25 protein-coding genes are annotated in these 21964 nt (G+C 68.0%); 7 read left to right on the top strand and 18 right to left on the bottom strand.

Annotated features, from left to right (window positions below):
* Window positions 1-17 precede the first annotated feature (17 nt).
* The 6 genes from D3226_RS04950 to pheS form a co-directional block, all read right to left on the bottom strand.
* Window positions 18-1913 (bottom strand): YhgE/Pip domain-containing protein, encoded by a 1896-nt coding sequence (locus tag D3226_RS04950; protein ID WP_202381244.1) that lies wholly within the window; start codon window positions 1911-1913, stop codon window positions 18-20.
* Window positions 1910-2512, bottom strand: coding sequence for a hypothetical protein (locus D3226_RS04945; RefSeq protein ID WP_237462241.1), 603 nt, complete (start codon window positions 2510-2512; stop codon window positions 1910-1912). The genes D3226_RS04950 and D3226_RS04945 overlap by 4 nt, the downstream gene beginning before the upstream one ends.
* 142 nt (window positions 2513-2654) lie before the next feature.
* Window positions 2655-3572: a VOC family protein gene (locus D3226_RS04940; RefSeq protein ID WP_202381242.1), complete on the bottom strand. Its 918-nt coding sequence runs from the start codon at window positions 3570-3572 to the stop codon at window positions 2655-2657.
* Between the two features lie 115 nt (window positions 3573-3687).
* On the bottom strand, window positions 3688-4122 hold the full coding sequence (locus D3226_RS04935; protein ID WP_202381241.1) for a DUF6891 domain-containing protein: 435 nt from the start codon (window positions 4120-4122) through the stop codon (window positions 3688-3690).
* A gap of 3 nt (window positions 4123-4125) precedes the next feature.
* Window positions 4126-6738: a phenylalanine--tRNA ligase subunit beta gene (gene pheT / locus D3226_RS04930; protein WP_202381240.1), complete on the bottom strand. Its 2613-nt coding sequence runs from the start codon at window positions 6736-6738 to the stop codon at window positions 4126-4128.
* Window positions 6738-7778, bottom strand: coding sequence for a phenylalanine--tRNA ligase subunit alpha (gene pheS, locus D3226_RS04925; RefSeq protein ID WP_202381239.1), 1041 nt, complete (start codon window positions 7776-7778; stop codon window positions 6738-6740). Before pheS ends, pheT begins: the two co-directional genes overlap by 1 nt.
* 104 nt (window positions 7779-7882) lie before the next feature.
* Between pheS and D3226_RS04920 the strand changes: the two genes are divergently transcribed.
* The 4 genes from D3226_RS04920 to D3226_RS04905 all read left to right on the top strand — a co-directional run bounded on the left by D3226_RS04920 (window position 7883) and on the right by D3226_RS04905 (window position 11257).
* Window positions 7883-8521 (top strand): hypothetical protein, encoded by a 639-nt coding sequence (locus D3226_RS04920; protein ID WP_202381238.1) that lies wholly within the window; start codon window positions 7883-7885, stop codon window positions 8519-8521.
* A 117-nt stretch (window positions 8522-8638) separates the two neighbouring features.
* Entirely contained in the window at window positions 8639-9334 is a 696-nt protein-coding gene (locus D3226_RS04915; RefSeq protein WP_202381237.1) for a copper resistance CopC family protein, read from the top strand.
* On the top strand, window positions 9331-9975 hold the full coding sequence (locus D3226_RS04910) for a copper chaperone PCu(A)C (RefSeq protein ID WP_237462239.1): 645 nt from the start codon (window positions 9331-9333) through the stop codon (window positions 9973-9975). The genes D3226_RS04915 and D3226_RS04910 overlap by 4 nt, the downstream gene beginning before the upstream one ends.
* A complete protein-coding gene (locus D3226_RS04905; RefSeq protein WP_202381236.1) occupies window positions 9962-11257 on the top strand; it encodes a Dyp-type peroxidase in 1296 nt (431 codons plus the stop codon). Before D3226_RS04910 ends, D3226_RS04905 begins: the two co-directional genes overlap by 14 nt.
* Before the next feature lie 356 nt (window positions 11258-11613).
* On the opposite strand, the gene D3226_RS04900 is transcribed toward D3226_RS04905, so the two are convergent.
* The 4 genes from D3226_RS04900 to infC form a co-directional block, all read right to left on the bottom strand.
* On the bottom strand, window positions 11614-12411 hold the full coding sequence (locus tag D3226_RS04900) for a TrmH family RNA methyltransferase (protein WP_202381235.1): 798 nt from the start codon (window positions 12409-12411) through the stop codon (window positions 11614-11616).
* A 127-nt stretch (window positions 12412-12538) separates the two neighbouring features.
* Window positions 12539-12922, bottom strand: coding sequence for a 50S ribosomal protein L20 (rplT, locus tag D3226_RS04895; RefSeq protein WP_202381234.1), 384 nt, complete (start codon window positions 12920-12922; stop codon window positions 12539-12541).
* 49 nt (window positions 12923-12971) lie between these two features.
* The gene (gene rpmI, locus D3226_RS04890) at window positions 12972-13166 is read right to left on the bottom strand and encodes a 50S ribosomal protein L35 (RefSeq protein ID WP_025133275.1); all 195 of its coding nucleotides are present in this window, start codon (window positions 13164-13166) and stop codon (window positions 12972-12974) included.
* 79 nt (window positions 13167-13245) lie between these two features.
* The gene (gene infC, locus D3226_RS04885) at window positions 13246-13899 is read right to left on the bottom strand and encodes a translation initiation factor IF-3 (protein ID WP_202381233.1); all 654 of its coding nucleotides are present in this window, start codon (window positions 13897-13899) and stop codon (window positions 13246-13248) included.
* A 213-nt stretch (window positions 13900-14112) separates the two neighbouring features.
* Here infC and D3226_RS04880 point away from each other — a divergent pair, with 213 nt between their 5' ends.
* Window positions 14113-14532 (top strand): DUF1844 domain-containing protein, encoded by a 420-nt coding sequence (locus tag D3226_RS04880; RefSeq protein WP_202381232.1) that lies wholly within the window; start codon window positions 14113-14115, stop codon window positions 14530-14532.
* A gap of 61 nt (window positions 14533-14593) precedes the next feature.
* On the opposite strand, the gene D3226_RS04875 is transcribed toward D3226_RS04880, so the two are convergent.
* Window positions 14594-15028, bottom strand: coding sequence for an Lrp/AsnC family transcriptional regulator (locus tag D3226_RS04875; protein ID WP_202381231.1), 435 nt, complete (start codon window positions 15026-15028; stop codon window positions 14594-14596).
* Between the two features lie 79 nt (window positions 15029-15107).
* On the opposite strand from D3226_RS04875, the gene D3226_RS04870 reads away from it, so the two are divergent.
* Together D3226_RS04870 and D3226_RS04865 are read left to right on the top strand one after the other, a co-directional pair.
* On the top strand, window positions 15108-15863 hold the full coding sequence (locus tag D3226_RS04870) for an AzlC family ABC transporter permease (protein WP_202381230.1): 756 nt from the start codon (window positions 15108-15110) through the stop codon (window positions 15861-15863).
* Window positions 15856-16182 (top strand): branched-chain amino acid transporter permease, encoded by a 327-nt coding sequence (locus D3226_RS04865; RefSeq protein ID WP_202381229.1) that lies wholly within the window; start codon window positions 15856-15858, stop codon window positions 16180-16182. The genes D3226_RS04870 and D3226_RS04865 overlap by 8 nt, the downstream gene beginning before the upstream one ends.
* Before the next feature lie 49 nt (window positions 16183-16231).
* On the opposite strand, the gene D3226_RS04860 is transcribed toward D3226_RS04865, so the two are convergent.
* The 7 genes from D3226_RS04860 to D3226_RS04830 form a co-directional block, all read right to left on the bottom strand.
* On the bottom strand, window positions 16232-16381 hold the full coding sequence (locus tag D3226_RS04860) for a methionine/alanine import family NSS transporter small subunit (RefSeq protein ID WP_202381228.1): 150 nt from the start codon (window positions 16379-16381) through the stop codon (window positions 16232-16234).
* Entirely contained in the window at window positions 16378-18003 is a 1626-nt protein-coding gene (locus D3226_RS04855; RefSeq protein WP_202381227.1) for a sodium-dependent transporter, read from the bottom strand. The genes D3226_RS04860 and D3226_RS04855 overlap by 4 nt, the downstream gene beginning before the upstream one ends.
* Window positions 18004-18112: 109 nt before the next feature.
* Window positions 18113-19009, bottom strand: a complete 897-nt coding sequence (locus D3226_RS04850) for an SseB family protein (protein ID WP_202381226.1) — start codon at window positions 19007-19009, stop codon at window positions 18113-18115.
* A 30-nt stretch (window positions 19010-19039) separates the two neighbouring features.
* Window positions 19040-19804 carry a bifunctional 1-(5-phosphoribosyl)-5-((5-phosphoribosylamino)methylideneamino)imidazole-4-carboxamide isomerase/phosphoribosylanthranilate isomerase PriA gene (gene priA / locus D3226_RS04845; protein WP_202381225.1) on the bottom strand — a complete coding sequence of 255 codons (765 nt, stop codon included), beginning with the start codon at window positions 19802-19804 and terminating at the stop codon, window positions 19040-19042.
* A 23-nt stretch (window positions 19805-19827) separates the two neighbouring features.
* Window positions 19828-20475 (bottom strand): imidazole glycerol phosphate synthase subunit HisH, encoded by a 648-nt coding sequence (gene hisH / locus D3226_RS04840; protein ID WP_202381224.1) that lies wholly within the window; start codon window positions 20473-20475, stop codon window positions 19828-19830.
* Window positions 20472-21080 (bottom strand): imidazoleglycerol-phosphate dehydratase HisB, encoded by a 609-nt coding sequence (hisB, locus tag D3226_RS04835; protein ID WP_202381223.1) that lies wholly within the window; start codon window positions 21078-21080, stop codon window positions 20472-20474. The genes hisH and hisB overlap by 4 nt, the downstream gene beginning before the upstream one ends.
* A gap of 25 nt (window positions 21081-21105) precedes the next feature.
* Window positions 21106-21927, bottom strand: a complete 822-nt coding sequence (locus D3226_RS04830) for a cytochrome c biogenesis CcdA family protein (protein WP_202381222.1) — start codon at window positions 21925-21927, stop codon at window positions 21106-21108.
* Window positions 21928-21964 lie beyond the last annotated feature (37 nt).

Genomic DNA, 21964 nt, shown 5'->3' with positions numbered 1-21964 from the left:
CAAAGCTGACGCCGCAACTAGCCAATCAAGCTCGGTTGCAGATCACGCAGCGTGCGCGACCGCATCATCCGGGACACTCCAATCGCCGCAAGAAGCACCGCGATCACGAGGACAAGCCCGAGCCTCAGCGCATCGAGACCCGCGTGACCCAGATCCCCGCCGTACATGAGTTGTCGCAGGCCGTCGACCGCAAACGACATCGGAAGGTAGTGGTGCAGCGTCGCGAGCGGTTCGGGAAGCGTCTGCCAGGGGAACGTGCCGCCGGCGGTGACAAGCTGCAGCACCATGAGCACGAGCCCCATGAACTGCCCAACGCTGCCGAGCCACACGTTCAGCGCGAGAATAATCGCGGCGAATGTGGCCGAGGCGAGCGCCATCATGCCGTACGCAGGGATGGGGTGCGCGACCTGGAACCCGAGCGTGCCCGCGACGATGCCGAACAGCGCGAGCATCTGAGCTGCGCCGAGCAGAGCGGGGGTGAGCCATCCCGCAAGCGTCACCCGCAGCGGCGCATGCAGCGCGGTGACCGCGCGGCGCGACACTGGTTTCAGGATCAGGAAGAGCGCGTAGATACCGATCCAGGCGGCGAGACTCACAAAGAACGGCGCGAGGCCCGCACCGTAGGTCCCCGCCGAAGTCACCTTGTCAGTGACCACCGAGACCGGATCAGCGATGTTCGCCGCCTGCTTTGCACGCAGATCCGCAGTGCTCTCGGGCAGCTTCTGCACCCCTGCTCCCAGCGCGTCACGGAGCTGGGTGCTACCAGTCGCGAGCTGCCCGATCCCGCTCTCAAGCTTCGGAGCCCCGTCTGCGAGCTGACCCAGCCCATCGTTCAGCGTGCCGGCGCCGCTTGCCGCGTCCCGGATTCCGGCGGTGAGCTGCGGCGCAGCGTCCGCAAGCGCACGGGCACCATCAGCGAGCTGCTGGGACCCCGCGGACAGTTCAGTAAGCTGCGCGCTCGCGCCCTGCACCCGGGAGTTCGCGTCGCGCAACACGGTATCGGCTTCGCCGAGACGCGCGTTGACCCGATCGATCACGCCGGAGTCGACTCCGGCTTTCGTGAGCTCCGCGAGAATGGCCTCCCGCTCCCCCGCGAGTCGATCGGTCGCGCTCTGGCTCGCGCCGGCAACCTCACGACCGAGCTCCGCGACCGAGGCGTTGCCCGCCGATACTCTCGCGGCACCATCCGCAAGCTGAGCGGACTGCCCCGGCAGCGCGCTCGTTCGGTCCTCCAGCGTTCCGAGCCCGGCGGCGAGCGCACCGGAGCCGCTATGCGCCGTGGCAAGTCCTTCTGCGAGTGTTTGTGCGCCGCTACGGGCGGTGCCCGCGCCGTCAGCAAGCTTGCCTGCACCGTCACGGGCATCCCCGAGCGACGTCCGCACCTCCGCCAGCCCGTCGAGCATGGCCCGCGAGGCCTCACGCCCCACGGATTGGACGATCTGCGCCTGCACGCGCTTCACCGCCTGCTCACCGATCGTTGTGGCGAGGTAGCTGTTCGCATCATTGGTCGTCAACACGACCTGCGCCTGGTGGGGATTGTCCGTCTGCGAGGACTGCAACGATTCCGTGAACTCGCGCGGGATCGTGAGCGAGAAGTCGTACGCGCCCTCCGCGATGCCCAGTTCCGCGTCCTTTGCACTGACCCGATGCCAGTCAAAGCTGCCATCTTCCACGAGGTTGTCCGCGACCTCGTCGCCGATGGAGCGGACGGTGTCGCCTGACTTCACCCCGGCGTCCTCCACCACAAGCGCCACCGGCACCTGGTCAAGCTTTGCGTAGGGATCCTGGTTGGCCCACAGGTAGAGGCCGCCGTAGAGCAGTGGGACGCACATCAGGGCAATGAAGGCGAGTCGCGCCATTGGCGTCGCCCACAGGCGGGCAAACTCTGCCCGCACCATCTGCAGCACCTTCATCGTGCCCCTCCTTGCTCATTTTCCGCCAGTTCCGCGCTTCCGCGCAGCGGCGTCACTTCGCCCGTGCGCCACCCGTCTGGGTGGGCGTCGATAGCGGCTCGGGCGGCGAGCCCCGCGATCACGAGCACGGCGTGCCCGCGCTCCGCGAGCTCGCAGGCGATGCCCCACCACTCCATTGGATCGCCGCCGTGACGGTCGGGTGAAACAAGCACGATGCCTTCGACCCCGGGGCGACGCAGCGCGAGCTCGCACAACACTCGAACCCGCACTTCGGGTGCCAGTTCGGCGAGCGGTGTGCGCGCGTGATCGGCAAAGCCCAGACTGCGGAGCTCGCGTCGGGCCGCGAGCGGGCGCGGCGGCTCCCCCGCGAACATGAGTTCTTCTGCGACGACGTGCTCGAGGCGGACGTCGCCGTGCGGTTCGCTCACATCAGGGGCATCAACAAGTGCGATGCGCCTCCTGAGCTCACGCGCGCTCGGCTCGCCGTCGAGCAGCACCTCGCCCGAATCCGGCCGCATCCGGCCGCTCACGATCAGGCCGAGCACGGTGGGGCGCTGCGCGGTTTCCGCTTCAACGAACACCGCCGTGCCTGAGCTCATCTCGACGTCTGTGGGTGGAAGTGCTCGGCCAGCCGGCCCCTTGCTCACTCCGCTTGCGCTCACCTGCACGGGTGCTCCCCTCCGCCGCTCTCACTGGACTCAGGAAGTCTAGCGGTGCACAGACCGGGCGGGATCACGCACACTACAGCTCAGCGATGATGAGCTTCTTCATTTCGAGCATCCGCTCGAACGCGCCGGGGTGCGCCATGAGCTCCCCCATATTCTCGGGGACGATCTGCCAGCTCACGCCGAAGCGGTCTGCGAGCCAGCCGCACTGCTCCGCTTCGGGAACTGCCGAGAGCGCGTCCCACAATCGATCGATCTCTGCTTGGTCGGCGCACTGCACCTCGAGCGAGAGCCCGCAGCCGAATGTCTCCGTCTGCGTCGCCCCCGAGTCCATCGCCGCAAACCACTGATCGCCGATGCGGAATTCACCGAACATCAGTGCCTCTGCCGATGCCGGGCCCGTCGGCTCACCATACGGTACTCGCTGGCCGGGCCCGGCATCGGGAAAGACCTCGGAGTAGAACTCGATCGCCTCGTCGGCACGGTTCTGCACCGGACCGCCAAACATGAGACACGGCACGACAGCGGGCCGCGGGTCTCCATCGGGATCCGTGAGCATCAGCTGCCAGTTCACGCCGTAGCGGTCTTCAACCCAGCCGTAACGGGCGCTGAACGGGTACTCGCCAAGCGGCATGCGCACCTCGCCGCCGTCGCTCAGTCGTTCCCACGCCGCATCGAGCTGCTCGCGGGCCTCGATTGCGCCGCCGCTCATCCGCGCGGGATCGAAGTTCAGCATGAGCGACAGCGCCAAGTTGGGCCGAAACTCGGGCCCCGCATTCACGAGAACCAACCGGTAATCACCCACGGTGACGGCGACCGTCAGCGGCTCACCCGCGAGCGGCTCCTGGAACGGCAGCAGCCCCTCCGTGGGGTAGCGAGACTCCACGGTGTAGTTTGTGTCAGGAAGCGCGCCCGCGTAAAACGCACCGGCCTCAGCGGCAGTTCCGTTGCACCAAATGTTCGGTACGACGCGTTGTGTCGTGTGATCGCTCATCTATCCCGCTCCCTTGCTCACGCCGCAGCGTGCAGCGTGCGGCGGCTCTGCGGCAAGTATCCGCCTCCTGGGCAGCGCACCACAAGGGGAAGACCGGGAGAACACCGGCGTATTTTCAGGATGCGTCGAGCGTCGCCTGGGGCACCCGCAGCAGGACACGGGTGCCGAGGTCCTGATCCCACTCGACCTCGAGGCCGTGCTGTCGCAGTACCGGGAACACCGTCTCGGTCAGGAGCGCGGCCACGATCTCTGCGTAGCGTTCCTCGCGTGCGGACTCAGCGAGCGCTTCCCATTCGTCCTCGGTAAAGAACGCGTCTAGAAATGCGCCGTAATTCAGAAACGTTTCGCCGGACTCGGCAAGCCACTCGGCATCCTGTGAGTGGTAGAACACGTAGCCGCGCGAGCCGCCGCTCTCGTCACGTTCATCCCAGATCTCTGCGTCGCCGCAGGTTCCGCAGCAGGTGAATGCGGTGCGAGCGATCACGTGAGCGTCTGCGAGCGCGGCGAACGCCTGAGCGATCTGTGTCTCGGGGTTCGCCGCGCTCGTCATCACTTAGTCCCGCAGCTTCGCGTCGAACGCGAGTTCCGCTGCGGCGACGCCGGCGAGCTTGGCCTCGCTGGCCTCCTCCGCCTTCAGCGTACGATCCTCAGCGCGGAAGCGGAGCGCGAACGTCAGCGCTTTCTGCCCGTCGGCGATACCGGTTCCCCGGTAGTCGTCCACGATGCGGGCGCTCTCGAGCAGTTCGCCGGCCCCAGCGGTGACGACCGCGAGCACATCGCCCGCGGGCACATCGGCGCCCACGACGAGCGTGAGATCCTGCGTTGCCGCGGGGTAGGTGGACAGCTGCTGGGTCTCGGGCTCACGCGGGGCCAGTTCGATGATGCGGTCGAGGTCAAGCTCGAACGCGGCGACGCGACCCGGGAGGTGGGAATCGGCCACGAGCTCGGGCAGCAGTTCGCCGGCAACACCAACGACCTCGAGGCCACCGTCCTCGCCGTCCACATCAGAGGCGACGCGAATGCTCAGCTCGGCGGTGCGGCCCGGGTGGAATGCACGGTGCGTGCCCTGGGTGACGACGAGCTCGGCCGCGACGGCACCAGCGACGATGCGGGCCGCGTCAAGCGCGTCGGCCCAGTCCACCGCGCGAGCGCTTTCGCCGGCCTGCTTGGCAACGGCGTCGCCGATCAGCAGCGCTGCAGCACGGCGCGGCTGGTGCGGCACGGACGCGTAGAGCGCAGCGAGCGTGTCCGTATCGGGCAGCTGCGCGAGCGGCGGCACCACGTCTGTACCGAGGTCGGCACGCGGTTCGAACACCGAACCGAACTCGACGAGGGCGAGGTCGGTGAGGCCACGCGACACGTTCCGCTGAGCGGCAGTCACGAGTCCGGGCAGCAGCGAGCGGCGCATGAAGGGCGATTCCCCATCAAGCGGATTCGCGAGCTTCACGGCAGCAACCGGGCCGTCTGCGTTCTCGGACTGCGCAACGCCATCAAGAACTGGGATCGCGGGCTCCGCGCCCGCGCCGAACGACTCGAGCTGCGCACGGCTGACGAACGGGTAGCTCTGCACCTCGTCAAGCCCGGCCGCCGTGATCACGTTTGCCGCGCGACGACGCAGTCGCTGCACGCGCGTGAGGCCACGGCCTGCGGGTGCCACGGGCAGCACGGAGGGGATGCGGTCGTAGCCGACAACGCGGGCGACTTCCTCAATGAGGTCAGCGGGCCGCGTGAGGTCCGAGCGCCAGCTCGGCGGGCTCACCAGCAGCACAGCACTTCCCGCGGCGTCGGCGGGAGCGTCAGCGACAGTGCAGCCGATCATTTCGATCGCGTTGCGCGCCTCCGCGTCCGTGTAGTCGGTACCGAGCAGGCCGTTGATGCGCGCGAGCGGCAGCTCGATCTGCGGCGCCTCCCACGGCGCGAGAAGCTCGGCGCCCAACTCGTCCGCGGTGCCACCTGCGAGCTCGACGAGCAGGTCGACCATGCGCTGCGCTGCGGCGCGCGCGACGAGCGGGTCAACACCGCGCTCGAAGCGCTTCGACGCCTCGCTCGGCAGCTTGTGGCGACGCGAGGTACGCGCGACCGAGATCGCGTCGAACGATGCCGCCTCAATGAGCACGTCGGTGGTGGTCTCGTCGGCCTTCGTCGAGTTGCCGCCCATCACACCGGCGAGCCCAATGACGCCCGACTCGTCCGTGATCACGAGGTCCTCGGGGTGAAGGGTGCGCTCCTGGCTATCGAGCGTCACCAGCGTCTCGCCCGCCGTCGCACGGCGCACCGTGATGCCGCCGGAGAGCTTCGCGAGATCGTAGGCGTGGAGCGGCTGCCCGAGCTCCAGCATCACGTAGTTCGAGATGTCCACCTCGAGCGAGAGGCTGCGGATGCCCGCGAGCTGCAGGCGCGCCACCATCCACGCGGGGGTGGGACGCGACTGATCGATACCGCGCACCACGCGTGCGATGAAGCCGGCCGCGCCGACACGACCGCGGATGGGCGCCTGGTCATCGATCACCACGGAGAATCCGGTGCCCGTTGCGGGGTTCACTGCCGTCGCGGGGTCGCGGAACGCCACCCCCGTCGCGTGCGAGACCTCGCGTGCGACGCCACGAATCGAGAATGCGTAGCCGCGATCCGGCGTGACGTTGATCTCCACCGCCGTCTCGTCGAGCCCGAGGAGCGCCTTCGCATCGGCGCCCACCTCGGGGTCAAGCCCGAGCGTGGAGAGCACAATGATGCCATCGTGATCCTCGCCGAGCGACAGCTCACGCGCCGAGGCGATCATGCCGTCAGAGACGTGACCGTAAGTTTTGCGGGCAGCGATCTCGAAACCGCCGGGCAGCACAGCACCGGGCAGGGTCACCACGACCTTGTCGCCCACCTCGAAGTTGTGCGCACCACACACGATGCCGCGCACGTCCTCGCCGCCGTCGGCCGCGTTCTGGCCCTCGGGCGCGACGCGCACCTGGCACCAGTTGACCACCTTGCCGTTGGAGTGTTCCTCAGGCTCACGGGAGAGCACCTCGCCCACGACGACGGGACCGGTGACATCGAAGCGGCGGATGTCCTCTTCCTCGAAGCCGACGCGCACCAGATCGGCGTGCACCTCTTCGGGGGTCACTCCCGCGGGGAGCTCAACAGATTCGCCGAGCCAGCTCAGTGGAACGCGCATTAGACCAGTCCTCCGAACTGACGGTTGAAGCGAACGTCGCCCTCAACCATGTCTCTCATGTCATTAATGTCGTGACGGAACTGCAGGGTCCGCTCGATGCCCATGCCGAACGCGAAGCCCTGGAACTCGGTCGAGTCAATCCCTGCGGCGTCGAGCACGCGCGGATCGACCATGCCGCAACCGCCCCACTCGACCCAACGCGCGCCGCCCTTGGCGTTCGGCTGCCACACGTCCATCTCGGCGGAGGGCTCGGTGAAGGGGAAGAAGTTGGGGCGCAGGCGGATCTTCGCTTCCTCGCCGAACATCTGGCGCGCGAAGTGCTCGAGCGTGCCGCGCAGGTGCGCCATCGTCAAACCGCGATCGATCGCGATGCCCTCGATCTGGTGGAAGACGGGGGTGTGCGTCGCATCGAGCTCGTCGGTGCGGTACACCCGGCCGGGCGCCACAACGTACACGGGCAGCTCGCGGCCGAGCAGCGACCGGATCTGCACGGGTGAGGTGTGCGTGCGCAGCAGCAGGTGGCGGTCCGCGGGCTCCACGAAGAAGGTGTCCTGCATCGCACGTGCCGGATGATCGGGATCGAAGCCGAGCGCATCGAAGTTGAACCACTCGTGCTCAACCTCGGGCCCCTCGGCGATCTCCCATCCCATGCCAACGAAGATGTCTGCGGCCTCTTCCTGGAGCTGCGCCAGTGGATGCCGCGATCCCGCGCGCTGACGCGTCGGGGCAGCAGTCACGTCGACGGTCTCTGCGATGAGGCGTGCGGCGGCTTCCTGCGCGACAAGATCGGTCTCGCGCGCCTTGTAGGCGCCCTCGATGCGTCCGCGAGCCTGGCCCATGAGCTTGCCGGTCGCGGCCTTCTCATCCTTGGGCACCTCGCGCATGCGGGCGTTCAACTGAGCGATGGCCGAGCCGTCGCCGGCGTGCGCCGTGCGAGCGGATTTCAGCGCCGCAACAGAGTCGGCTGCGGTAAACGCGGCAAGCGCTTCCGCGACGGCCGCGTCGGCGGCTTCCTGGGTGATCGGATTGAGGTCTGACACGGGGGTCAAGTCTAGCCTGTGCGCGTGAACGGCGTGCGTGCGCCGCACGGGGTGCTGCGCCAACCGGGGCATTGCTCAGCTCGCGGCCGCGTAGACTGGGGCGCATGCAGAGCTCGCGGCGTTCCCCGCGGGTCGTCCCGGATACCGGAATGACCCGTGGCGTTCGCGTATTCCGGGGCTCGCTCGGAGCCACGGTAGCCGTGCTGCTCGCCGCGGCTTCGCACGGGATCGCCGGTGGCGTGATCACGTGGCCGTCGGTTGCGGCGACTGTGGTGCTCACGCTGCCACTGTGCGTCGCGCTGGCCGGCCGCGTCGGGTCGCTCTGGCGGCTCGCGCTCGCGGTCTCCGCCGCGCAGTTCCTCTACCACTGGACGTTTGCGGGCCTCGGCATTTCTGCCGTGGGTGGTGGGAGCGGCGAGGTCGTCTCACCCCACGCCGCGCACTTCGCCGCGCTCGAGAGCTTCTCGCCCCGGCTCGCCGAGGCTGGCGCAGCCGACACCGCGATGTGGGTGTGGCACGTGATCGCCGCGGTGCTCACCACGGTACTCCTCGCACGCGGCGAGCGCGCGTTCCTCGCGCTCGGGCGAGCGCTGCAGCGGGCGTTCCCGGTGCGGCAGCGCGCCCTGATCCCCATCTCGGATCGAATCGCCCCGCCACAGAGCTTCGCGATGCCGCCGCGGCTGCGCGATCGGTTGCTCGCAACAGGCGCGATCTCTCGGCGCGGCCCGCCGCGCTTCGCCTGATTCCACTCAATCCTTTCCCGCGCCCGCACTCATTTCGGGGGCTCCGCTTCGCGCACCTGCCCGGAGCGGCCAGAGGCGCACACGGACCCGGCGCACGCCGGAGAGAATCAGGAGACCATGTCTCACACACCAGCATCCGCCGCACGTCATCGAGCGTCCCTCGGTCTTGCGGCAATCGCGCTCCTCGCGGGCGCAACCACACTCGGCGTCGCGGCACCCGCGCTCGCCCATGACGAGCTCATCGGCACGGAGGTGGTCGCGAACGCGAGCACCGGCGCAGTCGAGGCGTTCGAACTGAAGTTCAACAACAGCATCATCGAGGTTGGCACCGAGATGGTAGTGACGGGGCCGGACGGCGCCGACGCAAGCGATGGCGAGCCCGAGATCGCAGGCCCCGTGGTCACCCAGAAGCTGAGCGCGGACCTCGCGCCCGGCGACTACTCGGCAGCGTGGCGCGTCGTTTCGAGCGATGGCCATCCCATCGAGGGTGCATTTGGCATCAGCGTGGCCGAGGACGGCACCGGCGAGATCGTCGCTGCCGCACCCGCGGAAGAAAGCGCCGACCACGAGCACGCGGACGAGACCGAGGCACACGAGCACGGCGCTGACCACGAGCACGGCACCGAGGACGCGCAGGGCGCCGACTCCGCTGGCCTGCCCGTTGGCGGCCTCATCGCCATCATCGGCGGCGCTGTCGTCGTGATCGGCGGCGTCACCGCTGCCATCGTTGGCCGCCGTCGCCGCGCACAGGGCATGGCCGCAGACACCCAGAACTTCACCGACACCGCCTCGACCGAGGGAGACACCAAATGAGCCGCTTCACCACCGCACTGACCGCCGCAGCACCGAAGACCCCCGCGAAGCGATTCGCCGCGTTCTCCGGGGCGACACTCGCCGCGGCACTGCTGCTCACCGGCTGCTCCTCCGCTCCCGCTGCGGAGGCCCCCGCGAAGCAGAACACGCAAGAGGCCCACGCGGAGCAGGGCGGCCATGCGACGTTCTCGATCGAGGGCGGCTGGGTCAAGGCACAGGAGGGTATGACCGGCGTCTTCGGCACGCTGAAGAACTCGGGCGATACCGACCTCACCCTGGTGAGCGTCGAGAGCCCCGCCGCGAAGATGGTCGAACTGCACGAGACCGTCACCTCGGGTGCCACGGCAACCATGCGCGAGGTGGACGGCGGGTTTGTGATCCCGGCCGGCGGCTCCTTCGAGCTTGCGCCCGGCGGCAACCACATCATGTTCATGGACATGCCGAAGGCGATCCTGCCGGGTGACGACGTGTCGCTCACGCTGCACTTCGATGACGGCTCGAAGGCCGAGGTCACCGTACTCGCGAAGGCGACCGAGGGCGCCCAGGAGAACTACGAGGGCGGCGACTCCGAGAACAGCGACATGGATCACGGCGATATGGATCACGGCGATGCCGCGAGTGATGAGCATGCCGCACACTAAGCCCGGTTCCGTTCCGAGCAGCGCGGCCCCCGTCTCGGGGGCCGCGCCCGCGGAGGCTCAGCCGCGCGACGAGCGTCGGATCGGCCGTCGCGCCCTCCTCACCGGGGGCGCGGTCGGTGCGGGCCTCGGCGCTGCGCTCGGCCTGGGTGCGGCGCTCGGCATCCCCGCACTGCGGGAGGCGAGCGCACCGGCCGCGGCAGAGGACGATTTCGGGGGCGAGACGCTCCCCTGCCACGGGGCGCACCAGGCGGGCGTTGTCTCGACGCCCACCGCGCACCTGCGGTACCTGTCGTACACGCTGAAGCCGGAGACGGACCGCGACGCGATCCGCCGGATGTTCCGCATCCTGAGCGGCGACGTGGAGGGCCTCACCTCCGGCGCGGCGCCGCTTGCTGATCCCGAGCCCGAGCTCGCTGCTCGTCCGTCGCGCCTGACCATCACGGTTGGTGTCGGCCCCGAGCTTGTGAACCGGGTGGATCCGGCGAAGCGCCCAGCTTGGCTCGGCCCGCTCCCGAAGTTCTCCCGGGATCGGCTCGACGGCGCGCACGATGGGGGCGATCTACTGCTCCTCTTGCAGGCAGACGACCCGCTTCCCCTCGCGCATGCCACGCGCATGCTCGAGCGCGATCTGCGCGCCTTCGCCGACCTCGCGTGGAGCCAGCAGGGTTTCCGCCAGGCCCGCGGCGCCGAGCCGTCCGGCACCACCATGCGGAACCTCATGGGGCAGGTCGACGGCACGATCAACCCGGCGCCGAAAGATGAGGACTTCGCAGACCTCGTGTGGGTTGGCGCTGCCGATTCGGCCGCGGCTGGCGGCGGGTGGCTCACCGGGGGCTCGGCGCTCGTGCTGCGTCGCATCCGCATGGAGCTCGACACTTGGGATCAGGTGGATCGGCCCGGACGTGAGCAGACCATCGGACGCACGCTCGACGATGGGGCTCCGCTCACCGGCGGTACCGAGCACACCCCTGTCGATTTTGAGGCGAAGAGTGCCATCGGGCTGCCGGTGATCCCGAGCTACGCCCACATTCGGCGCGCGCACTCCACGGATCCCTCAGAGCGCATCTATCGGCGCGCTGCGAACTACGATGAGGGTGGCGAGTCCGGTCTGCTCTTCGCGTGTTTCCAACGGGATCCGCGTACGCAGTTCATTCCGATCCAGCAGCGTCTCGACGAGCTGGACCTCCTCAACGAGTGGGTCACGCACACCGGTTCCGCAGTGTTTGCGATCCTGCCAGGCTTTGCTCCCGGAGAGTCGCTCGGCGCGTCGCTCCTCGCGTAACGCGCGGGCTCTGCCGTGCGCGTGGGGGCCTGCTCCCACGCGCACGGCGTTCGCCCCGCTCGCGCGCGCTTGCCTCGGAACCGCCCCACCAGACCGTGGCACTCAAACTCGCCGGAGAAATCCGCAATTTCGGACGCACTCCGGCGAATACGGCCGCGTTCCCGCATTTCTCCAGCGCGGAGCACGAGACGAGCTATCCAGAGCTTGGGTGCACCGCGTCACATCGAGCCGGAATCCCCCGCCCACGGGGCCATCCCAGCCGCCCCACCGCGAATCGGGGTCACTGCGGCAGGGTGTCGCGGAGGTGAGCCCAGCAATACCGTGCCGCAGTGACCCCGATTCGCGGGGTGCACGGGTTAGCTGCGCTGCGCGAACGCGGTCTCGTAGATCAGCACGCTTGCCGCGGTGGCGAGGTTGAGCGACTCCGCTGCGCCGTAGATCGGCAGCTTCAGGCTCCGGTCAGTGAGCCCGCGCTCTGCTTCGGAGAGCCCGCGAGCCTCGTTTCCAAACACCCAGGCAACCGGTCCATCGAGCACGCCCTCGGAACGCGCCGCCAGCAGTTCATCCCCTCGCACGTCCGCGGCAAGCGTCGTGACCCCCGCAGCGCGTGCAGCGTCGACCGCTGAGGCGAGATCCGGCGCGACCGCGACCGGCAGATGAAACAGCGACCCGGTCGTGGAACGCACGACCTTCGGGTGAAACGGATCGATGCTCTCCCCCGCAAACACGACCGCGTCGGCGCCCGCAGCGTCGGCGGCCCGCAGCACGGCACCGGCGTTGCCTGGATCGCGCACCTCGTGCAGAATCGCGACGAGCCGCGCACCTGCGAACACGTCGGCGAGGGAGCTCTCCCAGGTGCGGGCAACCGCGATGACGCCCTGCGGGGTGATGGTCTCGGCCATTGCGGCGAGCACGGGCTCCGTCACACGCTCAAGCGCAACATCTGCGTCCGAAGCCAGCCGGTCGATCTCGTGCTGCCACGATTCGGTGCCCATCGTGGCGAAGACGATCTCGGCAAGCTCCGGGCGGAAGGCGAGCAGTTCGCGCACGGCCTGCGGCCCCTCGACGAGGAACCGCCCCTGAGCCTGGCGCTCCTTCTTTCGGGCGAGCGCCGCCGCCTTCTTTACGCGCAGGGACTTCGGGTTCTCAATCACCCCGCAAGTCTACCGAGGCGGCGGCGGTGCCCCCGCCCGTGAATACGCAGAAGGCCCCGCCGCGAGCCACCACCCAATGGGCGGGGCTTCACGGACGGGGCCTTCTGACGAATGCCGAAGCGGTGCGTTACGCAGCCTTGGGCGCCGAGGTGTCCTCGGGCAGCGCGTTCTTTGCAACCTCAACGAGCGAGGCGAAGGCCTTGGGCTCGTTGGTGGCCAGCTCGGAGAGCATGCGGCGGTCAACCTCGACACCCGCGAGGCCGAGGCCCTGGATGAAACGGTTGTAGGTCAGGCCGTTGGCGCGGGCACCAGCGTTGATGCGCTGGATCCACAGGCGACGGAAGTCGCCCTTCTTCTTGCGGCGGTCGTTGTACGAGTAGACCAGCGAGTGGGTGACCTGCTCCTTGGCCTTCCGGTACAGGCGCGAACGCTGTCCGCGGTAGCCCTCAGCGCGCTCGAGGATGACGCGACGCTTCTTGTGGGCGTTGACGGCCCGCTTTACTCTTGCCATTTCAGTTCTTCCTTACAAACTCTGTGATGAAAAGCGTGGTGCTCGTGGCTTAGTGGCCGAGGAGCTTCATCGCCTGCTTGGCGTCACCCTTGGACAGCACCTGCTCAGCGTTCAGGCGGCGCTTGCGACGCGAGGACTTGACCTCGAGGTTGTGGCGCATGCCGGCCTGCTGCTTCATCAGCTTGCCGGAGCCAGTCAGCTTGAAGCGCTTCTTGGCCCCCGAGTGGGTCTTCTGCTTTGGCATCGATTTCTCCTTGTTGTGTGCGCGCCCGAGGGCTGCGTTGTGCACGGCACCAGCGGCGCGGGGCGCGCTGCGCCGACAATTAGTCGTCGGAATCGGCAGGTCCGGAGACCTTGTCCGCCTTCCGCGTAGCCTTCTCCTCGGCGCGGCGAGCGTTCTGCTCGGCCTTCGCCTCGGACTTGTTCTTGAGCGGGGCGATGACCATCACCATGTTGCGGCCATCGATCCGGGGGTTCGACTCGACAGTGCCGAACTCGGCAATGTCTTCTGCGAACTGCTGGAGCAGGCGGACACCCTGCTCGGGGCGCGACTGCTCGCGGCCACGGAACAAAATCATTGCCTTGACCTTGTCGCCCTGGGACAGGAAGCCCACGGCGCGCTTGGTCTTGGTCTCGTAGTCGTGCTTGTCGATCTTCAGGCGGAAGCGGACCTCCTTGAGGACCGTGTTCGCCTGGTTGCGACGAGCTTCCTTGGCCTTCTGAGCAGCCTCGTACTTGAACTTACCGAAGTCCATGATCTTGGCCACTGGGGGCTTCGAGTTCGGGGCAACCTCAACGAGATCGAGATCGGCGTCGGCTGCCATGCGCAGTGCGGTCTCGATCGGCACGACACCGACCTGCTCGCCACTGGCACCTACCAGTCGCACCTCGGTGACGCGGATTCTGTCATTCGTACGGGGATCGCTGATCGCCGGCTCCTCTGCTTCAGTGTGGCCACTCCCAGTCGGGAGAACCATGGACGCTCCCTTACGGGAGTCACGGAGAGGAAGATCAGGATCGCGCACGCGCCATCCCACACCCTTCAGTGCTGCCTCCTGGGAGGCGGGGTGTCAACAACCCGATAACCTATAACTGGTGCCGGGTGGGAGAATCTCCTCTTCCGCGTCTCGGCGTGAACACCGAGAACCGAATCAATGTTAGCACACCACAGCCGCAACAGTCAGGACAGCATGAGCGAGAACCCCAGCGATCAGCCGCAGACCGAGCCCGCAGCAGCAGAAACGGGCCCCGAGGCGCCTGCGCAGGAGGGCGCACCCCACGAGGACGTCGCTCAGGCGACGCGCGATATCGCGGACGTTGCCGCGGTCGAGGTCATCACCACGGCTGCCGTGCACCTGCTGAGTGCCGCCGCAGTCAAGGTGGGACTGGCCGACGATCCCGAGTCGCAGATCGACCTCGACGAGGCCCGCAAGCTCATCAACGCACTCGCCGGACTCATCACCGCAGCGGCCCCCGAGGTGAGCGACATGCACGCGCGCAGCCTGCGCGATGGCCTCCGTTCGGTGCAGCTCGCCTTCCGCGAGGCGTCCGCCATCCCCGACGCACCGGGCAAGGGCCCGGGCGAGAAGTACACGGGACCGGTGAACTAAGCCGTCTCGCCACAGCGACCCACGGCGCACGCAACGCGCCCCCTGAGCTCCCGCTCCGCCATCATCCCTTGATGTTCTTCATGGCGAAGTGGGAGCTCACTTTTCCCACCCCGCGAATCGACATGATCCGCTTGGTGAGGAACTCCTCATAGCCAGCGAGGTCGGCAACCGCAATGCGAAGGTAGTAGTCCGGGGTTCCAAAGAGGCGCTTGAACTCGGACACCTCGGGCAGCGCTGCGGCCTCCTGCTCGAATCCCGTCACCACCGAAGCTTCCTGCGTGACGAGATCGACGTGCAGGATGACCTCGAACCCGCGGCCCACCGCGTGCGGGTCGACCTCGGCCCGGTAACCACGGATCACGCCTTCCGCTTCGAGCCGCTGCACGCGCCGGAGGCAGGGGCCCGGCGTGAGGCCCACACGCGCAGCGAGATCCACATTGGTCATGCGGCCGTCGGCTATGAGCTCTTCGATAATTGCGTGATCCAGCGCGTCCATGCAGCTATATTGCCCGATTCTTGCCATTTCGGCACGATCACGCATGCACATTGCGCGGAATGTCCGCAAATATAGTCCTATGCACGAACCCCCCAGCGACCCGCCATCTCCGAGCGGGTCCACCTCGCCCGCCGGGGATGACGTCCCCGTCACACGCGCGGCCCAGATCCGCGCCGGCCTGGGTGACTCGCTCGGCGTAGGAATCGGCATCTTCCCGCTCGGGATCGCACTCGGCGTACTCGTGGTGCAAGCCGGGCTCCCCTGGTGGCTCTCACCCGCGCTCGCAATCGGTGTGTTCGCGGGCTCGGTCGAACTGCTGCTCGTGGGGATGCTCGCTGCAGCGACCCCGCTCATCACCATCGCCGTGACCGTGTTCGCGGTGAATTTCCGTCACGTGTTCTACGCGCTCTCGTTCCCGGCCCAGCGGGTCCGCGCCGGCCTGCCGCGCGCCTACTCGATCTATGGGATGGTCGACGAGGCATACGCAACGTATGTGTTGATGGCGCCGGAGAAGCTTTCTTCCGCCCGCATGGTGAGCGGCCAACTCGCAATGCAGGCCTACTGGGTGAGCGGCGGGCTCGTCGGCGTCGCGATCGCGGCGGCGCTCCCCGAGCCGATTGAGGGGTTCGAGTTCGCGCTGGTGGCACTCTTTGTCGTGATGACACTCGACGCGCTGCGCAGCCGGCGCGAAATCCCCTCAGCGGTGCTCGCGGGGCTCGCGGTCGGCGTCGCGCTGCTGCTTTTCCCCGGCCAGGCACTCCTTGCAGCACTCATCATGTTCACGGCCGCCCTCGCAGTGCGCTACGTCCTCACGAAGGGTGCCACAAATGCCTGACGTCACCTATCTTGTCGCCGGTGTCGTGGTCGCAGGCCTCATTACTCTCGGGCTCCGAGCCCTGCCATTCGCGATATTGAAGCCCCTGCGAAAGTCCAAGTTCGTCCAGGCCCTGGGGCGGTGGATGCCCGCCGGGATCATGCTCATCCTGGCCGTCGTGGTGCTGCGCGACGAGCTCGTCGCCCGACCGAATCAGGTGTGGGCGGTCCTCGCCGCCACCGCGGTCACCGTGGCGGTCCACCTGCTGTGCAAGCGGCGCGCGCTCCTCAGCATTGCTGCGGGCACCACCTGCTACGTGCTACTGCTCAACCTGCTGTAGCGTGCGAGCGCGCCACACGCACGCACGCACGCACCAGCAGCGTTGCCGACTACTCGATGCGCTCGAAGGCGCCGTCTTCGCCACCTGCCGGGTACTCGGCGACCTCGGGGCGGCGCGCGAGGAACACGGTGCTTGCGATGAGCCCACCCCAGATGATGGTGAGCGCGAGGACCAGGAAGGTGATGGCGATCGGGGTCATCGTGCGTTCTCCTCATCAATTCCAGCTGCGTTCTGCGTGGCTGCGGGGGTTGCGGCCGCGCCCGTGACGCCCGAGACGCGTCGGGTAGGAACGGGCGGCCACGGCGTAAACCGGTCGGGGTCGTAGCGCCAGGGCGCCGCGGTGAGCACGATCGAGCCGATGATCATGAGCGCCACCGATCCCCAGCCGACCAGCAGCAGGTAGCCGCTGTCGTAACCCGAGTAGGGTTCCTGCACCAGGTTAACGATCGTTGCGATGAGCATGTAGCCGAGCACCACGGGGCCGAGCACGGAGACGAAGAAGAGCCAGGTGCGCCCCACCTTGAAGGTGGACAGCACGCTCAGGTGGCCCGCGAGCTGCGTCCCCGCACGGCGAATCCACAGCACGGTAATGGTCATCACCACTGCGGAGGCCACGATCCCAATGTTGTTTGCCCAGTTGTCGATCGTGTCGAGCGCGGTGAGACCCGACTGGGTGCCGAAGAGCACCACCGAGATCACCGCGAGCACGCCGCCGATGCCATACACGGCACGTCGTCGCGTCAGCCCAAACTTGTCCATCACCCCGGCGAGGATCACCTCCATGATCGAGATCATTGAGGTGAGGCCCGCGAGCGTCAGCGCACCAAAGAAGAGCGCGCCGAAGATTTCGCCGCCCGGCATCTGCGCAGCGATCGCGGGGAAGGTCATGAACGCGAGGCCGACGCCCTTCAGGCCTTCCAGGTCAGCGACCGCGACGCCCTGCTGGTGCGCGAAGAAGCCCAGGGTGGCAAAGACGCCGATGCCCGCGAGGATCTCGAAGGATGAGTTGCCGAACGCGACGACGAGACCGGGGCTCGTCATGTTCGAGCGGCGGCGGCGGTACGAGGCGTACGTCATCATGATGCCGAACGCCACGGAAAGCGAGAAGAAGATCTGGCTGTACGCGGCCACCCACACCGAGGGGTCGGCGAGCGCCGCGAAGTCGGGAGTGAAGAGGGCGTTCAGCCCCTCTGCCGCGCCGGGTAGGAAGAGCGCGCGCACCACGAGAATGAGGAAGCCGACTACGAGAAGCGGGATCGCGATCATGTTGAGGCGCTGCACGCCCTTCACGACGCCTGCACCGAGCACCACGAGCGCGACGATCCACATCAGGATGAGCGGGATCAGCACCGCCGGCACGAAGGTCATGCTGAACGGCTCGTCCGCAAGCTGCAGGTACTCGCCGGTGAAGTACCCCGCAGCGTCGCTTCCCCACTTGAGATCAAAGGAGTACACGAAGTAGCTCGAGGCCCAGGCCAGCACCGCCGTGTAGTAGATCGCGATGAACACGCAAATCATCACCTGGAACCAGCCAATGCCCTCGCCCAGCTTTCCGGCGAGGCGGCGGAGCGCGAGCGGGGCCGAACCCCGGAAGCGATGCCCAATCGCGTAGTCGAGAAACAGGATCGGGATCCCGGCTGTGAGGAGTGCGACGATGTACGGGATCAGGAAGGCCCCGCCACCGTTCTCGTACGCGACGCCCGGGAATCGCCAAATGTTGCCGAGGCCAACCGCAGAGCCAATGGCCGAAATGATGAATCCGAGCTGGCCGGTCCATTCGGCGCGCTGGGGCGCGGCGGGTGCTGAGGTGGTCTGCGTCATCGTTCTCGCTTCGTCTGGGGTCGGAACCGTGAGCGAACCCCTCACGGCGCCGGAGGCACCCCGCGAGCGTAGCAGGCCGACACCCAGGCCGCGCGAAACCGGGCGCGGTTTACTGCGCCGCGCTCGGCCGAACGCGCATCGAGTCAACGCGCTCGGCGATGATCTCCGAGCTCGCCCAGCCCGCCTGAGCGCGCTCGAGCAGCGCGGTGAGTGCGTTCCGGTCGAGCCCTGGGGCCAAGCGCACATGCACGTCGACCTCGGGTGCGAGCAAGCGCCCCTCGGGATCCCCCGGCGCGAGCCAGAGCTCTGTGACCGCGGGCTCCCCCGCGACCGCTGCACGGAACGCCGCGAGGACTTCCTCATCCGCCCAGGCCGGCACGTATCGCTCACCGAGCGCGAGCGCCCGAAGCGCAGGGCGCCGAATCCCGTACTCGGCGTCCGCGGTCGCCGCGTCGAGGATGATGAGGTCCGTCTCCTCCTGCACCGCAGCGAGCGCCGCCTGGGTCGCGGGCACGGGAATCGGCCGCGCCTCCTCGTGCCACTTCGTGAGTGTGTCGACGGAGGAGAACACCGGGAGCACGCGTCGCCCATCGGGTGCCGCGACCGTCACGATGGACAGCTCCTGCGTTTTCTCGACGGTCTTCCCCTCCGGGGTGAGTCCGAGGTCTCCTGCCTCGGCCAGCATCGGGACGAGCACCCGGGCGGTGCCGAGCGCCTCGATCACCGCGGCGTGCGCTTCGGCAATGTCAGCAACCGCTGCCCAGTGCTCCGCAGCGCTCTGCGCCGCGGCTGCCGCGGTCGCCGCCCGGCGCAACCCCGCGACTGCCGCAGCGACGTGCTCGGGCGTTGTACCGTCGTCGTCGGCAAAGGCGGTGCCGTGGTGGTCGAAGGTGCGCCCCTCCCACGGAAACCCCGCGGAATCGGCCGCGCCCCCGGGCACCAGGCTTTCGGGGACCCCGGTAGAGCGGGGCGCGTCACCCGTTGAGGGGAGTTTCTTGATCGCCACCGTGGCCGTCCCTTCGTCCCTTTCGTACCGCTATTCGGCGCGTGCCGGGCGCCCGGCGACGTCGAGCGCCGCGGGGAGGGTGAACGCACCGTCGTAGAGCGCCTTCCCGATGATGGCGCCCTCGACACCGAGCGGCACGAGCGCGCGAAGCGCGATCAGGTCGTCCAGGCTCGAGACGCCGCCCGAGGCCACCACGGGACGGTCCGTGCGCTCGCACATCTGGCGCAGCAGCTCCAGGTTGGGGCCGCGGAGCGTCCCGTCCTTCGTGACGTCGGTCACCACGTAGCGCGAGCAGTTCGCGTCCTCGAGCTGCTCAAGCACGTCCCAGAGGTTGCCGCCGTCTTCGGTCCAGCCGCGCGCAGCGAGGGTCTCCCCGCGCACATCGAGCCCAACTGCGATCTGGTCGCCGAAGCGCGCAATCACGGAGCGGGTCCATTCCGGGTTCTCGATTGCAGCGGTGCCGAGGTTCACCCGACGTGCGCCCATCTCAAGCGCCGCTTCGAGGCTGGCGTCGTCGCGGATGCCGCCCGAGAACTCGATGTCGATCGAATCGCCCGCACGCTTGATGATCTTCCGTGCCACAGCAACGTTGCTGCCACGGCCAAACGCCGCATCCAGGTCGACCAGGTGAATCCACTCGGCGCCCTGCTCGATCCAGTCCATTGCCGCGTCGACGGGGCTCCCGTAGTTCGTCTCCGTGCCGGCCTCGCCCTGCGTGAGGCGAACTGCCTTGCCATCGACCATGTCGATTGCGGGCAGCAGCTGCAGTTTGGGGCCCTCGGTGAACTCGCTCATGTGTGGTGTGCTCCTTGTATGGGTCAGAACGTCGCGATCCAGTTGCGCAGCAACTGGATGCCGGCTTCCCCGGACTTCTCCGGGTGGAACTGGGTGGCGCAGAGCGGTCCATTCTCAACGGCGGCGATGAACCGTTCGCCGTGCTCAGACCACGTGACGCGCGGCTTCGTGGCGGCGGTGCGGCCCTCGATCGACCACTCGGTCGCCGCGTTCGAGTGCACGAAGTAGAACCGCTCGTCGGCGATGCCGGCAAAGAGCTTCGAGTCCTCGGGCGCCGAGACCGTGTTCCACCCCATGTGTGGAAGTACAGGAGCGCGCAGTTCGCGCACCGTTCCCGGCCACTGGTCGAGCCCTTCGGTCTCCTGGCCGCGCTCGATCCCGCGCTCGAACATCACCTGCAGGCCGACACAGATTCCCAGGACCGGACGCCCGCCCGCGAGCCTGCGGTCGATCAGCTCGTCACCGCGCACGGCGCGCAGCTGCTGCATGACCGCGTCGAACGCGCCAACACCGGGGACCAACAGCCCGTCGGCGTCCTGGACGGCGCGCGGGTCGCGCGTGAGCTCCACGGTTGCGCCCGCCGCGGCGAGCGCTTTGACGGCCGAATGAACGTTGCCCGAGCCGTAGTCGAGCACAGCGACGCGGGGGCTCGCCCCTGCGTCTGCGCTCACAGCGCGCCCTTGGTCGACGGTACGCCGGTGACGAGCGGGTCGAGCGCCTTCGCCTGGCGGAACGCGCGCGCGAATGCCTTGAATTCGGCCTCTGCAATGTGGTGCGGGTCGCGGCCCTCGATGAGCTTCAGGTGCACCGTGAGGCGCGCGTTCAGCGTGAGCGCCTCGAAGAAGTGCCGCACCATTGACCCGGTGTAGTGGCCACCGATGAGGTGGAATTCGAAGCCCGCGGGCTCCCCCGAGTGCACGAGGTAGGGTCGGCCGGAGATATCGACAACTGCCTGCGCGAGCGCCTCATCGAGGGGCACCAGCGCATCGCCGTAGCGCGAGATGCCGCGCTTGTCGCCGAGCGCGGCGAGCAGCGCCTGGCCGAGCAGAATGCCCGTGTCTTCGACCGTGTGGTGCACGTCGATCTCGACATCTCCCTGCGCACGGACCGTGAGGTCGGTGAGCGAGTGGCGGGCGAAGGCCGTGAGCATGTGGTCGAAGAACGGAACCCCGGTCTGAATGTCGGAGGCACCGGTGCCGTCGAGGTCAAGGCTCAGGCTGATCTGGGACTCGCTCGTGGAGCGCTCGAGCGAGGCCGTGCGTGTAGCTGCGGTCATGCCGCCAGTCTATCCGGGTTCGCGATCAGCCCGTGGTCGCGCGCTCACGCCGACGTCGCAGCACGTAGACGGTGAGCCACACCGCAACCAGCAGCACGAAGACGAGACCGACGATCCAGCCCGGCACGGCGTTCGCCCAGCTCATCACCTGAGCTTCGAGGTTTGCCTGCGCTGTTGCGCCGAGCACCCCGCCCAACGAGGTTGTGCCCTGGGTGATGAGCAGCAGCACACCGATCGCGATCGTGAGGAGACCACCAACGATGTTTGTCCAGGCGTTCCGCCAGCGCCCGATGACCAGTTCGCGCGGACGTACCAGCTTCCGCACTGCGGGAACTCGGTCCCAGAGCACGGCGAGGAGCAGCAGCGGCACCGTCATCCCTGCGGCGAACACGAGCAGCACGAGGCCGCCGAGCAACGGGTTGCCGCCGAACGCTGCGAAGGCGAGCGCTGCGCCGAGGAGCGGCCCCGCGCACACGCCGGCGAGCCCGTACACCGTGCCGAGCGCAAACACGGACGCGATCGACGCGCTCTTCGCTCCCTGCTGCGGGATCATCCCTGGCAGGCGCACCCCAAAGAGCATCGCGAGGCCGAGCACGATGACCAGCGCTGAGACGACCGTCACGAGCGCAAAACGATGCTGGTTCACCCAGGCGCCCAGTGTGCCCGCGAGCAATCCGAGCGGCACGAGCGCGGTCGCGAGCCCGAGGAAGAAGACCCCAGTGCGCGCGAGGAGGGCTCCCGGGCTCGAGAACGCGTAGGCGAAGAAGGCGGGCAGCAGCATCACCGAGCATGGGCTGAGGAGCGTCAGCACGCCGCCAAGAAAGGCGCCGAGCAGGCTCAACGACATCAGGCGTCCACCGCCCAGACGATACTTCCCTGCTCGG

The sequence above is a fragment of the Leucobacter chromiireducens subsp. chromiireducens genome (assembly GCF_016758255.1).
In the GTDB taxonomy this organism is placed as follows: Bacteria; Actinomycetota; Actinomycetes; order Actinomycetales; family Microbacteriaceae; genus Leucobacter; species Leucobacter chromiireducens.
The sequence above is the reverse complement of the archived record's forward strand: the minus strand, read 5'-3'. Positions and strand labels throughout refer to the sequence as shown.